This window comes from Flavobacterium sp. UBA4854 (genome assembly GCF_002399805.1).
In the GTDB taxonomy this organism is placed as follows: domain Bacteria; phylum Bacteroidota; class Bacteroidia; order Flavobacteriales; family Flavobacteriaceae; genus Flavobacterium; species Flavobacterium ginsengisoli.
Genome location: NZ_DHEI01000136.1, coordinates 8,052 through 21,385, shown reverse-complemented (window position 1 = coordinate 21,385; position 13,334 = coordinate 8,052). Strand labels below are relative to the sequence as shown.

Here is a 13,334-nt window from a genome sequence, read left to right as displayed (position 1 = left end):
GTCAATGTTTCTCATCAGGAAACCAAAGTTAAATTGACCTCTCAAAATACGCCTGTTTTAAATAAAGTCAAAAAGTTTGTTTATGCAAAAGGCCATTTAAAACTAGAAGGCGATCATAACATGCTTCCAAATCAGACCAATATCACTTTAGATCTAAAAAAGAATAAAACAGAAACAATTCCAGCTGAAGGGCTTTTGGTATTAACCAATTTCGATTATTAACCTTAAAAAGAAAATGATGAAATCATTATATACAATTCTGGTTGCCATGAGTCTGTCATTCGTAGGATGTTCTTCGGATGATAAAAATGATTCAGGCGGAAACGAGCCCGAAGTTCCAACTTCGGTAGAATTAAAACTGAGTGATCCAAATGCAACTGCAGAAACCAAAGCGTTGTACTCTAATTTATGGAGAATTCAAGAAAAAGGAACAATGTTTGGGCATCACGATGATTTGCTTTACGGCAGAAATTGGATGACGGAACAAGGAAGATCGGACATTAAAGATGTCTGTGGAGATTATCCAGGAGTTTTCAGTGTCGATTTAGCCGAAATTATGGATGATAGAAGTGCAACTTCAACCTTAAACAATGACAGAATTCGAGTAATAAAAGAAGCTAGAGAAAGAGGCGAAGTAATTACAGCCTGCTGTCATTTAAATAATCCTTTGACAGGCGGAGATAGCTGGGACAATTCTAACAATACTGTTGCAAAAGAAATCTTGACAGACGGAAGCGCTACAAATGTAAAATTCAATTCTTGGTTAGATAAATTAGCAGATTTTGCCACTAATTTGAAAGACAAAAACGGCAAACTAATTCCAATTGTTTTTCGTCCTTTTCACGAGCATACGCAAGCTTGGTCTTGGTGGGGTTCGAGCGCGACTACGCAAGTAGAATTCATTAGTTTATGGAAATATACGATTGATTATTTGAAAAACAAGAAAGGCGTTCACAGCTTTATTTATGCTATTTCACCTCAATTAGATTCACAAGGCACGGTTGATAATTTCCTTTTCAGATGGCCAGGCGATAATTATGTAGATTTTATTGGTTGGGATAGTTATCACGGAACCAATACTTCAGCCTTTAGTACCAATTTAAGAAACCTTGCAACACTTTCACAGCAAAAATTAAAACCTTGTGGAGTAACAGAAACAGGAGTTGAAGGAATTGTAAAAAATGGTGCTCCGTATGATACCTATTGGACAAACGAAATCAGTATTCCGCTAACAGGAAAAAAAGTAAGCATGGTAGTTATGTGGCGTAACAAGTACGATCCTTCTCATGAAGGAAACCATTTTTATGCTCCATTTGACGGACACAGTTCGGCAGCAAATTTTAAACTGCTATACGCAAGTCCAAATATGATCTTTAGTAAAAAACTGCCAGATATGTACACCTTAGCAGCAAACACAACAGTAAAATAAAAACCAAAATACAAATCTAAAAATGAAATTAATTAAGTGCACTCAAAATCCAGTTTTAAGCCCAAACCCTAATAATTACTGGGAAAATCTCGTTGTTTGTAATCCAGGAGTCTGGTACGAAAACGGAACATTTTATATGCTTTACAGGGCAGCAGGAGATGATGTGGATCATTATATCCGTGTGGGATTGGCAACAAGTACAGATGGAATCAATTTTAAAAGAGAATCTAATGAACCAGTTTTTGGACCAAGCAGTAACGGTCCAGATATGGGCGGAGTAGAAGATCCGAGAATCATTAAATTTGGAAACGAGTACTATGTTACTTATGCCTACAGACCGTATCCTCCGGGGCGTTATTGGACATTTCCTCACGACGTGATCAATCTTCCAGAAACAGGTCCAGATGCGCCAGCCGTTTACAAGCATAATATCGCAAATTCTGGTTTAGCGGTAACAACCGATTTTAAAACCTACAGAAGGTTAGGAAGAATTACGACTTCTAATTTAGATGATCGCGACGTAATTTTGTTTCCAGAAAAAATCAACGGAAAATATGCTATGCTGCACCGTCCAAAACAATGGATTGGAGAAGAATATGGTTGCGATTATCCTTCAATCTGGCTTCGATATTCTGATGATTTAATGGTTTGGGAAGAAAAAAGCACCCTTCTTTTAAGTGGCAGAAACGGAACTTGGGAAGAAAAAATTGGCGGAAGCACACCACCTTTGCGTACAGATGATGGCTGGCTGCTTATTTATCATGGAGTTGAAAATGGCGGAAATGGTTATTACAGAGTAGGCGTTGCACTTTTAGACTTAGAAGATCCAACAAAAGTAACGGCAAGACTAGAAGATTGGATTATGGAACCCGAACATGATTATGAAATAGAAGGGTTCTATAAAGGCTGTGTTTTTCCTACAGGTAATATGATTGTCGATAATATTTTATATGTTTATTACGGCGCAGCTGATAAATACGTTGGTTTAGCAACTTGCGACATCAATGAATTGTTACAAACTTTAAAAGATTCTCAAAATGAAAATTCAAAATAGCTTTTTACTGTTTTGCGCTTTAGCCAGTTTTTCGGCTCAAAGCCAAAACAGCATTCCTGTCGTTTCTATTAATCCGAGCGAAATTATTTCGAATGAATTTATTGGAAATGGAATTGAATTTTCAGCCTATCCGCACGCTGATACTGAAAGCTCGGAATGGGGAAAATTGATGACTGACGAAAAATGGAAAATGGTTTTTGACCGAGTTTCATTCATTAAGCCTAAAATTGCTCGAGTAATGGATCAGGCAAATTGGCGCTATCTAAAAGGATTTGATGCTTCTGGAAATCCGATTGTTGATTTTGAAAGTGATCAAATGCAGGCTCTTTATAAATTGTTAGATTACTGTGAAAAAAACAAAATCACGGTAATTCTAGGAGAGTGGGGACAGCCTTACAAAGTGCACGACACACATTTAAATCTTCAAAACAGTTTTACTGGCGCAAACGATCAGAGATGGATTGATTTGATCATTAAAAATCTGAATCATTTATTAAATGTAAAAAAATATACTTGCATTAAATATTACAATCTAGTGAATGAACCAAATGGTGATTGGGCAACAATAGACGGCGATTTTGAACAATGGAAAGAAGGAATTACAATGCTTCATAAGTCTATTCAAAAGGCAGGTTTAGATAAAAAGATTTCGATTATTGGTCCAGATGCAACTTCGTTTAATAATCCGAGATCAAAATATAAAGGTCTTGATTGGGTAAAACAAACTGCACTTCAAATTCCGAATTTAATTTCTGCTTATGATGCGCACGATTATCCTTCTAAAGAAAGCATTCTTTCTGGAGAATTTCAGAAGACATTTGGAGACTTAGTCCGTTTTACCGATTCAGTTCATAAAAAGCCTTTTATTTTAGGCGAATTGGGTATAAAAGGAGATCCTTCTTCAAAAGAACATTTAGGAGATAAATTTACTAGTGTCGACAGTCAACTTTCGGTTTACGATTACGATTATGGAGTAGATATGGCAGATGCTTTAATTCAGGCAATGAATGCAGGATTTGATGCCGTAATTGCTTGGGATTTAGACGACGCAATGCATACAAAAGATGACAAAGGCGACAAATATCAGCTCAAGCGTTGGGGAATGTTTAATAGTTTAGGTAAAGAATTAACAGACAAGAAGGAAGATGAAAATCTGCGTCCGTGGTTTTATACTTGGTCTATTATGACACGTTATTTTACCAGCGATATGAAAATTGTAAAACTAGATCATTTAAACATCGAAAAAGTACGCGCCGCAGCAGGATTTACAGCTTCAGGAGAAGCAACAATTGCCATTGCAAACAACAGTGATAAGGAAGTTAATTTTACAATTGATGCTAAAAAACTAAAACTGAAATCGAAACTTAATAAATATTTATACACCGAGAGCAAACGCCCAGTTGACCAAAATGGTTTTCCTATTCCTTCTGAAAAAATGAGTTTGAAAGAAAACAGCATTAAAGTTTCTATTCCAGCAAAAAGCGTTATTCTTTATACCACATACCAGCAGTAATTATGATAAATTTAAATATAATTGACTTAGTTGTCTTGGTTTTATACATCATCTTTATTGTTTGGTGGGGATTAAAAAATAGTAAATCAAGCGATTCAGATGCTTACTTTTTGGCTGGGAGAGATTTAAAATGGCCAATGGTCGGATTATCACTTTTTGCGGCCAGTATTTCGAGCTCGACTCTAATGGGAAATTCTGGAGAAGGTTTTATCAATGGAATTGCAGTTTTCAATTACAATTGGATTTCGATTCTAGTAATGGTCTTTTTTGCCATCTTTTTTCTTCCATTTTACATTAAATCGGGAATCTTTACAATGCCAGAATTTTTGGAAAGAAGATTTGATGCGAGATCAAGAACTTATTTTTCGTTTATAACCATTATCGGAAACATTTTTCTTGATGCTGCAGCGACACTATATGCAGGAGCATTAATCATCAACATGATTTTTCCGGGAGCAGACATGATGCTTATTATTGTCGGAATGGCTGTTGTTGCTGGAAGTTACACTATTATTGGCGGACTTTCGTCTGTTATTAATACAGAAGTAATTCAAGCCTTTATTTTAATAATCGGATCGACTTTACTGGCATTTTTCGCAATGGATAGCATTGGAGGTTGGGATGCATTTTATACGCAATTTTACGACGGAATTTGGCTAAAATTGACTAGACCAATGGATGATCCAACTGTGCCTTGGTTAGGAATGTGGGTTGGAATTCCGATTCTTGGTTTCTATTTCTGGGGCAATAATCAGGTTATGGTACAACGAGTTTTGTCTGCAAAATCTATAGATCATGGACGAAAAGGTGTTTTACTAGTAGGATTTTTATATTTATTTACACTTTTCATTTTTATTTTTCCAGGCGTCATTGCCAGAGGAATTAATCTTTTTGGTGTAGAGAATTTACCGCACGAAATCATTAGCGGAAGCGAATTAAAATCAAAATACGGAATCAATACGGATCAAGTTTACCCAAGATTAATCAATAAAGTGCTTCCAGTTGGTTTAATCGGAATTATTCTTTCAGCAATGATTTCGGCTTTAACATCAGCTTTGAGCGCAACTTTAAACTCTGTTTCTACTTTGTTTACAATGGATTTTTATAGCAAGTTTGATAAAAATGCGTCAAGCGAAAAAAAGGTAAGAGTTGGTAAAATAACTGCTGTTGTAACTTTGATAATCGCTATTTTATGGGCTCCTTACATTGGTAAATTTGACTCGCTTATTGCTTATTATCAAGAAATCTTATCTTATTTAGCACCGCCAGTTGTTGGCACTTTTTTTCTGGGATTGTTCTGGAAACGTTCTAATGCTGTTGGAGCTTTCAGTGGTTTAATGTCAGGATTGTTTATTGCAATCGTCATTATGTCTGCAAAATATATTTTTGGTATGCATTTAGGACTTCACTTTTTATTATTGGCGCCAATTATTTTAGTTCTAAGTATTTTGGTAAATGTGACAGTGAGTTTAACAACAGCTCCTCCATCAGAAAAAAAGGTAAAAGAAAATACTTGGACAAAAGCACTTTGGAGAGAAGAAACGATCGCTTTACAGAATGTAGTTTGGTATAAAAACTTCCGTATACAAGCTCTTCTGCTTGTTTTAGCGTGTTTCGGAATGTACGCAGCGTTTTTCTAATGAAATAATTTACAAGATGAAAAAGCTACAATTTTTAGCGCTGTTTCTACTCTTATCAGGACTAGAAACAAGCGCTCAGGTTTTTGATGCCTCAATAGAAAAAAAGATTGATGTTCTGTTAAAGAAAATGACTTTAAAGGAAAAAATCGGTCAGATGAATCAATTGTCTGCAGATGATATGGAAACCAATTATAAAGTTATTCAACAAGGAATGGCTGGTTCGGTTTTGAGTATTACTAATCCCGAAATAGCAAACAAAGCACAAAAAATTGCTGTAGAACAAACTAGATTAGGAATCCCTCTAATTATTGGGCGCGACGTAATACATGGTTTTAAAACCATATTTCCAATTCCGCTAGGACAAGCAGCAAGTTTTAATCCAGATTTGGTAGAAAAAGCAGCCAGAATTGCTGCAATAGAAGCATCAGAAACTGGAATTCGTTGGACATTTGCTCCTATGGTTGATATTGCGAGAGATCCTCGATGGGGAAGAATTGCAGAAAGCTGTGGAGAAGATCCTTATTTAACTTCGGTTATGGGAGTTGCTATGGTTAAAGGTTTTCAAGGAAAAAGTTTATCGGATCCAACTTCGATTGCAGCTTGTGCCAAACATTTTGCTGGATATGGAGCAGCAGAAGGAGGACGTGATTATAATACGACTAATATAACTGAAAGGCAATTTAGAAATACGTATTTAGTCCCGTTTGAAGAAGCCGTTAAAAAAGCCGATCTGGCTACAATTATGACCGCTTTTAATGCTAATGACGGAATTCCTTCTTCTGGAAATGAGTTTCTTTTAAAACAAATGCTCCGAAAAGAATGGAATTTTAAAGGTTTTGTAGTTTCTGACTGGGCATCGATTACAGAAATGGTCGATCATGGTTTTTGCACGGATAACAAAGAAGCGGCTCAAAAAGCCATAAATGCAGGAGTAGATATGGAAATGGTTAGTGGTACATATGTTGCTTTTGTTGAATCTCTTTTGAAGGAAAAGAAAATTAATATAGAAACTATAAATGATGCTGTTCGTAATATTTTAAGAATAAAATTTAAACTAGGACTTTTTGAAAATCCTTATGTAAAAGGAAATACTGAAGCTGTTTTTTATAAAAAAGAACATTTAGAAACGGCTCAAAAAACGGCAGAAGAATCGGTAGTTTTATTAAAGAATGAAGCACAAATTTTACCGCTTAAAAATCCTAAAACGATAGCTGTTTTTGGTCCGTTGGCAGATGCGCCTCACGATCAATTAGGAACTTGGGTTTTTGATGGAGATAAAAATCATAGCGTAACGCCTCTTCAAGCTTTAAAAGATCAATACGGAAAAAATGTAAAGATTCTGTATGAACCAATTATAAAATATTCAAGAGACAAAGATTCTACTGAATTTTATAAAGCTAGAAAAATAGCAAAAGAAGCAGATGTTGTGTTACTATTTGTAGGCGAAGAATCGATTCTTTCTGGCGAAGCACATAGCCTTTCTAATCTGAATTTGCAAGGTGTGCAATCGCAACTTTTAGCAACTTTAGCTAAAACAAAAACGCCAATAATTACTGTTGTTCTAGCAGGAAGACCTTTAACAATAGAAAAAGAAGTTAAAGAATCTAATGCTGTTTTATATGCGTGGCATCCAGGAACGATGGGCGGACCAGCACTTGTAAATTTATTATTTGGTAAAGCAAATCCTTCGGCAAAATTACCCATTACGTTTCCTAAAAATGTAGGACAGATTCCGATGTATTACAGTCATTTAAAAACGGGTCGTCCTGCAAACGGAAGTGAATTAAATGTAGAAAATATTCCTATTGAAGCTTCTCAAACATCTTTGGGAAATAAATCTTATTATTTAGATAGTGGGAACGAACCTTTATTTCCATTCGGATTCGGACTTTCTTATACCACATTTGAATATGGAAAAACAACACTTGCAAAATCAGTTTTGAAACAGGATGAGACAATTGAAATTTCCTTTTCATTAAAAAATACTGGTAATTATGACGGTACTGAAGTTGTACAACTTTATGTGAGAGATATTGCAGGATCTATTGCATTGCCAGTTAAAGAATTAAAAGCTTTTAAAAGGGTTGAATTGAAAGCTGGTGAAAGTAAAAATGTAAAGTTTGATTTAAAAATTATTGATCTTGCTTTTTATGGAATTGATATGAAAAAGAAAGTAGAAGCAGGAAAATTCGATTTGTGGGTAGGAAGCAGTAGCGTAACTGGAGAAAAAGTATCATTTGAAGTGCAATAAAAAGATGAAAAAAATAATATATCTATTGTTTTTGGCTTTATCACAGCTGAATTTACAAGCTCAGGATTTTGTCAAAGTGCAAAATGGAAAATTGGTTAAGGATGGAAAACCGTATCATTATCTAGGAACCAATTTTTGGTACGGAATGAATTTGGCTGTTTCAGATAAAGCAAGGTTGATTCGCGAATTGGATCGTTTGAACAATTTGGGAGTTAAAAATCTTCGCATTATTGCAGCTTCAGAAGGTAATCTTGAAACTCCGTGGACCGTTCAGCCAACAATGCAAAAAGAACCTGGAAGTTATAATGAAGAACTTTGGGAAGGGCTTGATTTGCTATTAGCAGAAATGAAGAAAAGAAACATGACAGCAGTTGTTTGCTTGAATAATTTTTGGCCTTGGTCTGGCGGTTTTGCGCAATATGTTTCTTGGGCAAATCAAAACGAAGCAATTCCATATCCGCCACCAGCAGAAAATGGCGATTGGAGAAAATATCAGCACTATTCTGCTCGTTTTTATAGTGATAAAACGGCTCAAAAATGGTTTGAAAATCATATCCAGAAAGTAGTTACACGAGTAAATTCGGTTACTAAAATACCATACAAAAAAGACCCAACTATTATGGCTTGGCAATTGGCCAACGAACCAGAAGGAAGCAATAATATCGGGGCTTACAGAAAATGGATTGATGATACAGCAGGATTTATCAAGAAATTAGATCCTAAACATTTGGTTTCTATAGGTTCTGAAGGAAATACGCCCTCTCCTGAAAACGGAACCAATTTCGAAATTGATCATCAAAGCAAAAATATTGATTACTGTACATTTCATCTTTGGGTTCAGAATTGGGGTTGGTTTGATCCGCTTAAAGCGAAAGAAACGTATCCGATGGCATTAGAAAAAGCAGAAAAATATATCGATGAACATGTAAAAACAGCTCAGAAATTAAATAAACCTCTTGTCTTAGAGGAATTTGGAATTTCAAGAGATGAAAATAGCTATGATGCCAACTCATCGGTTGAAGTTAGAGATCAATATTATACTTTTATTTTTGAAAAGATTTATGCTTTAAGTCAAACTACACCACAAGTTTCGGGAGTAAATTTTTGGGCTTGGGGAGGCGAGGGAAGACCTAAATCTAATAGAAGCATTTGGAAACTGGGCGATGATTTAGTGGGAGATCCTCCTCATGAATATCAAGGTTGGTATTCTGTTTATGATCGAGATTTAAGTACACAAAAGATAATTAACGAATATGCATTAAAACTAAATAACGAATGATTAGAAGAAAGAGTTAGCAATGCATTAGAAAAATCAAAAAATCGGAGTTCTATTTAAAAACTCCGATTTTTTTATAAATGCTGATTTTGCTTTCCTGCTTTTTAAATCTAGATTATGCAGCTCCTTTATGATATTTCTTTTTGTATTCGATTGGAGGAATTCCTGTAATTTTTTTAAATGCATCTCGAAAAGCTTTAATATCAGAATAGCCCACTTCGTACATTACTTCATTTACTGTTTTACGATCTGTTTCAAAAGCTTTTTTAGCGGCTTCAATTTTTACTCTTTGCAGGTATTCGCTAGGTGTATTTCCTGTGGCTTTTATAAATCGTCTATCAAAATTTCTTCTGCTGACATTAAACTTAATCGAAAGATCGCTCATTGATAATTTTTCTCCCAAATTATTTTCGATATAAGATTGTGCGCCAAGTACCATTTCATCTTCATGTTTCTTTTGGCCTGAGAAAATAATAAATTGTGATTGAGATTTTCTATTCATTTCAATCTGAAACACTTTGGCACAATAAACTGCGGTTGCTCTACCGTAATATTTTTCGATAAGATAAATCATTAGGTTAAGAAAAGAGTATGCTCCGCCATTGGTATAGATTCCATTTTCATCTGTAATTAATTCATCAACTCTTAGATTTATTTGCGGAAACATTCTAGAGAAATTTTCTCTAACAGACCAATGTGTCGAACAATTTTTTCCGTCAAGAAGTCCCGATGCAGCAAGCATAAATGCTCCTGTACAGATCGTGGCAATTTCTGCACCTTTTTGATATTGTTTTTGCAACCACTGCACAAGTTCGTCATTATGCTGAAGGGCAAGATTGTAATTGTGGTTTAATGAAGGAATTATAATAAGATCGGTTTTAGCAATCTGCGAAATATAGACATGGGGCTTTACAGTAAAAATACCGCCATTAAATTCTATTTTTTCAGAAATTCCCGCCAGTTTAATTTGAAACAATTCTGTTCCGCCGTTCATTTTAGCAAAAGCATTTGCTTTTGTAAAGATTTCGTACGCGCCAGATATGCTAGAAAGATTATTATCTCCTTCGGGAACTATTATGGTAAGCTGTTTCATTATCTTTTTTGTATAAAGATACTAAAAGTTGGTGTCCAAATATACCTGTAAGAATGTCTATTTTACATATTAGAAAAGTCTGTAATTGCTTTTAAATTTACGTTAGATAATTTTCTAACGTATTAAACAAAAAACTATCATGGCAAAAATGACTGTTATTTATAAAACACCAAAAGACATTTATTTTTTTGAAAAACATTATTATGAGGTGCATATTCCGTTGGCAAAAAAACTTCCTGGAATAATAAAATACGAAGTTAGCAAAGAACCTGTCATATCATTGACTGGACATTCTGATGTATTTCTTGTGGCTAATTTATATTTTGAATCTTTAGATGCAATGATGGAGTCTTTTAAAACCGATATTGGGCAACAATGCGCTGCAGATCGTAGAATTCTAGCTAGTGATGATGAAGTGCAAATTTATGTTTATGATGTAAAAAACACTTGATTTTACCTTGTTGCATTTTAACGGCTGTGGGTTCATTTTACTATTTCTGGTTTCAGATTATAATCTGAAACCATTTACAGAGGTTCAGATAGAAAGATTAAGCTTTTTCATTATAATTTTAAATATCTTTTCGATACAAGATGTACGAATAGAGAAGTAAATTAAAATGTAGAATACTTAAAATTAATTGTTTGAACCTTTTAGGTAAAATTCAGTATTAATTTAAATATGACCCAACCTATGGCCGCTATCCCTGACGAATTATATAATGTTAAGTTTGCTGCGTACTTCGATTCTATGAAAGAGTTGTATATACTCGATGAGAAATTTAAGGTTATTTGTGATGCTTATTGTATAAGTACCGCCAAAACGGAGCTTTACAGGGATAAAAGCGATAAAAATCACCGACGCAGAATGAAGTTCGAAAATTTATCAAGAGAACTAGAAGAAGAAATACTGTTTTATATTATGAGAAACAGGTAATTAGTTTTCTTCTTTTTTAGAAAGCGCTATTTGAGATACGGCTCTCCATTCGGCCATTTTTTCTGCTCTTGTCAGGCCAGCATTTAATCCGCTGGTAGAAGGGAGAGTTACATAGGTAATTCCTTTTTGTGCAATAGTATGTTTCTGAAAATACTTTGCAGCAGCTTTACTTTCAAAAAAGACGTGCTTTATGTTAGGATATTGTTTGTGCAGACTTTCAAAATCGTTTATCGTTTCTTCGGTAATTGCAGCATCACTGCTTCCTTCTCTTTTACAGCTTTGCAAAACATTCCAAAGACCAATTTTATATTTTGTTAATAGTGCTTTTCGATCTTCGTACAAATCGCTAAATTCTTCTTCAAGAATAGCAAACATAATTTTCCAAAAAAGATTTCCCTTGTTGGCGTAATACTGCTGTTTGGCAATAGACTGTTCGCCAGCCATAGTGCCCATAATTAGAATAACAGTAGAATGGTCAATTAATGGTTGGAGGGCTTTTTTATACATGTTTTCGCTTTTTTTTCCTTTATTGTAAAATTATCAATAAAGATTTGAAATGAGTAAAAGAGTTCCTTATTACAATTTTCTCTCGTCCCATTCCCGTTTTAGCATTGCATATTGAAATTCACTTCCCCATTTTCCTTTAAAGAAAATATTCTCGATAAAGTGCCCTTCTTGTTTAAAACCGATACTTTTCAATAGGTTAATCGAAGCAATATTTTCAGCATCTACAATTTCAACAACTCGATGTATTTGTTTGGTGTCAAATAGAAAATCCAGAATGCCAACAAAAACCTCTTTTGCAAAACCTTTTTTTTGCTCAAGGTGCGAAATTGTTATTCCGATTTCGGCAATTCTTGTATCGTATTGATCAAGTTTAATTGCACAGTCGCCAATGAGTTGTTTGGTTTTAGTATTTTCAATTCCGTATTGTACCCATTCTCCAGCTTTGCCAAAATGTTTTGTTGCGTTTTCTTTAATAAATTCTTCAGCCTCTTCAATTGTCATAACATCAAAACCTTGATATTTTGTAACTTCTGGATTAGATCGATAGATATGAAAATCAGATAGATCTGATATTTTTAGGTGCCGTATGTTAAGTTGTGTCGTTTGTATATTTAATATTTCCATTATCTGAATTTCTGCTCGCAATAGCGCTTTTCAAATATATTTAATTATTTTCTGAAATATGCCCCGCTTTACAAAGAGATCCAAATTGAAAAAAAACTGCGCATCCTCAAACATTTTTAGAGTTGCGCAGTATTTTTATGTTTTTAAGTGTTTTAGAGTTTCAAAAATATCTTTTAAACCACAGAACAGCTACTTTTTCTTTCTTTAGTTAAAGGTTTAAGTCCAAGATTTTGAAACATTTGCATATCTTCTGATAGTCCTGGGTTTGGTGTTACTAGTAAAGTTTCGCGTTCTCCGGTAAAAATAGAATTGGCACCAGCCATAAAACACCAAGCTTGCTCTTCTTCTGTCATTTCAATTCTTCCTGCACTTAAACGTACAACAGATGCTGGCATAATAATACGCGCTGTAGCAATCATTCGAACCATATCCCAAAGAGGTACTTTCGGATTATTTTCTAATGGTGTTCCTTTTACTCTTGCCAGTGCGTTTACAGGAACAGATTCTGGATGAGTAGGCATTGTAGCTAAAGTTGCTAACATAGAAACACGATCGGCGGGAGTTTCTCCTAAACCAATAATTCCGCCAGAACAAACCGTAATGCCCGCTTTTCTAACATTATTTATAGTATCAAGACGCTGATCAAATTTACGTGTGCTAATAATTTCATCATAGTAACTTTCAGAAGTATCTAAATTATGATTATAAGCATACAAACCTGCTTCTTGAAGTCTTATAGCTTGCTCTTCGGTAAGCATTCCTAGTGTACAGCAAACTTCCAATCCGAGATCATTAACGCCTTTTACCATTTCAATAACACGATCAAAATCTTTATTATCTCGTACTTCGCGCCAAGCCGCAGCCATACAAAAACGGGAAGAACCTCCATCTTTTGCTTTTTGAGCATGTTTAAGAACAGTTTCTGTTGGCAAAAGAGCCTGAACTTTTATATCAGTATGATAACGTGCTGCTTGTCCGCAATAGGAACAATCTTCTGGACAGCCGCCTGTTTT

General features: G+C 34.8%; 12 protein-coding genes. 8 read left to right on the top strand and 4 right to left on the bottom strand.

What is annotated here, in order from left to right:
• The 7 genes from B3J44_RS20060 to B3J44_RS20030 form a co-directional block, all read left to right on the top strand.
• On the top strand, positions 1-222 hold a 222-nt coding region (locus B3J44_RS20060; RefSeq protein ID WP_286971056.1), incomplete at its 5' end, for a hypothetical protein.
• A gap of 13 nt (positions 223-235) precedes the next feature.
• Complete coding sequence (locus tag B3J44_RS20055) at positions 236-1,429, top strand: glycoside hydrolase family 26 protein (protein ID WP_286971055.1); 1,194 nt, start codon at positions 236-238, stop codon at positions 1,427-1,429.
• Between the two features lie 22 nt (positions 1,430-1,451).
• Positions 1,452-2,483: a glycosidase gene (locus B3J44_RS20050; RefSeq protein WP_286971053.1), complete on the top strand. Its 1,032-nt coding sequence runs from the start codon at positions 1,452-1,454 to the stop codon at positions 2,481-2,483.
• Positions 2,467-3,996, top strand: coding sequence for a hypothetical protein (locus B3J44_RS20045; RefSeq protein ID WP_286971051.1), 1,530 nt, complete (start codon positions 2,467-2,469; stop codon positions 3,994-3,996). The genes B3J44_RS20050 and B3J44_RS20045 overlap by 17 nt, the downstream gene beginning before the upstream one ends.
• A gap of 2 nt (positions 3,997-3,998) precedes the next feature.
• A complete protein-coding gene (locus B3J44_RS20040) occupies positions 3,999-5,636 on the top strand; it encodes a sodium:solute symporter (protein ID WP_286971049.1) in 1,638 nt (545 codons plus the stop codon).
• Between the two features lie 16 nt (positions 5,637-5,652).
• Positions 5,653-7,887 (top strand): beta-glucosidase BglX, encoded by a 2,235-nt coding sequence (bglX, locus tag B3J44_RS20035; RefSeq protein WP_286971047.1) that lies wholly within the window; start codon positions 5,653-5,655, stop codon positions 7,885-7,887.
• Positions 7,888-7,891: 4 nt separating this feature from the next.
• Positions 7,892-9,166 (top strand): glycoside hydrolase 5 family protein, encoded by a 1,275-nt coding sequence (locus B3J44_RS20030; RefSeq protein WP_286971045.1) that lies wholly within the window; start codon positions 7,892-7,894, stop codon positions 9,164-9,166.
• A gap of 112 nt (positions 9,167-9,278) precedes the next feature.
• On the opposite strand, the gene B3J44_RS20025 is transcribed toward B3J44_RS20030, so the two are convergent.
• A complete protein-coding gene (locus B3J44_RS20025; RefSeq protein ID WP_198858506.1) occupies positions 9,279-10,256 on the bottom strand; it encodes a GlxA family transcriptional regulator in 978 nt (325 codons plus the stop codon).
• A 139-nt stretch (positions 10,257-10,395) separates the two neighbouring features.
• On the opposite strand from B3J44_RS20025, the gene B3J44_RS20020 reads away from it, so the two are divergent.
• On the top strand, positions 10,396-10,707 hold the full coding sequence (locus B3J44_RS20020) for an EthD family reductase (protein ID WP_286971044.1): 312 nt from the start codon (positions 10,396-10,398) through the stop codon (positions 10,705-10,707).
• Between the two features lie 483 nt (positions 10,708-11,190).
• On the opposite strand, the gene B3J44_RS20015 is transcribed toward B3J44_RS20020, so the two are convergent.
• From B3J44_RS20015 to bioB, 3 genes are all read right to left on the bottom strand, one after another.
• Complete coding sequence (locus B3J44_RS20015; RefSeq protein ID WP_286971043.1) at positions 11,191-11,697, bottom strand: DNA-deoxyinosine glycosylase; 507 nt, start codon at positions 11,695-11,697, stop codon at positions 11,191-11,193.
• 69 nt (positions 11,698-11,766) lie between these two features.
• A complete protein-coding gene (locus tag B3J44_RS20010; protein WP_286971042.1) occupies positions 11,767-12,321 on the bottom strand; it encodes a GNAT family N-acetyltransferase in 555 nt (184 codons plus the stop codon).
• A 173-nt stretch (positions 12,322-12,494) separates the two neighbouring features.
• Positions 12,495-13,334: biotin synthase BioB (bioB, locus tag B3J44_RS20005; RefSeq protein ID WP_286971041.1), on the bottom strand; the 840-nt coding region annotated here is incomplete at its 5' end.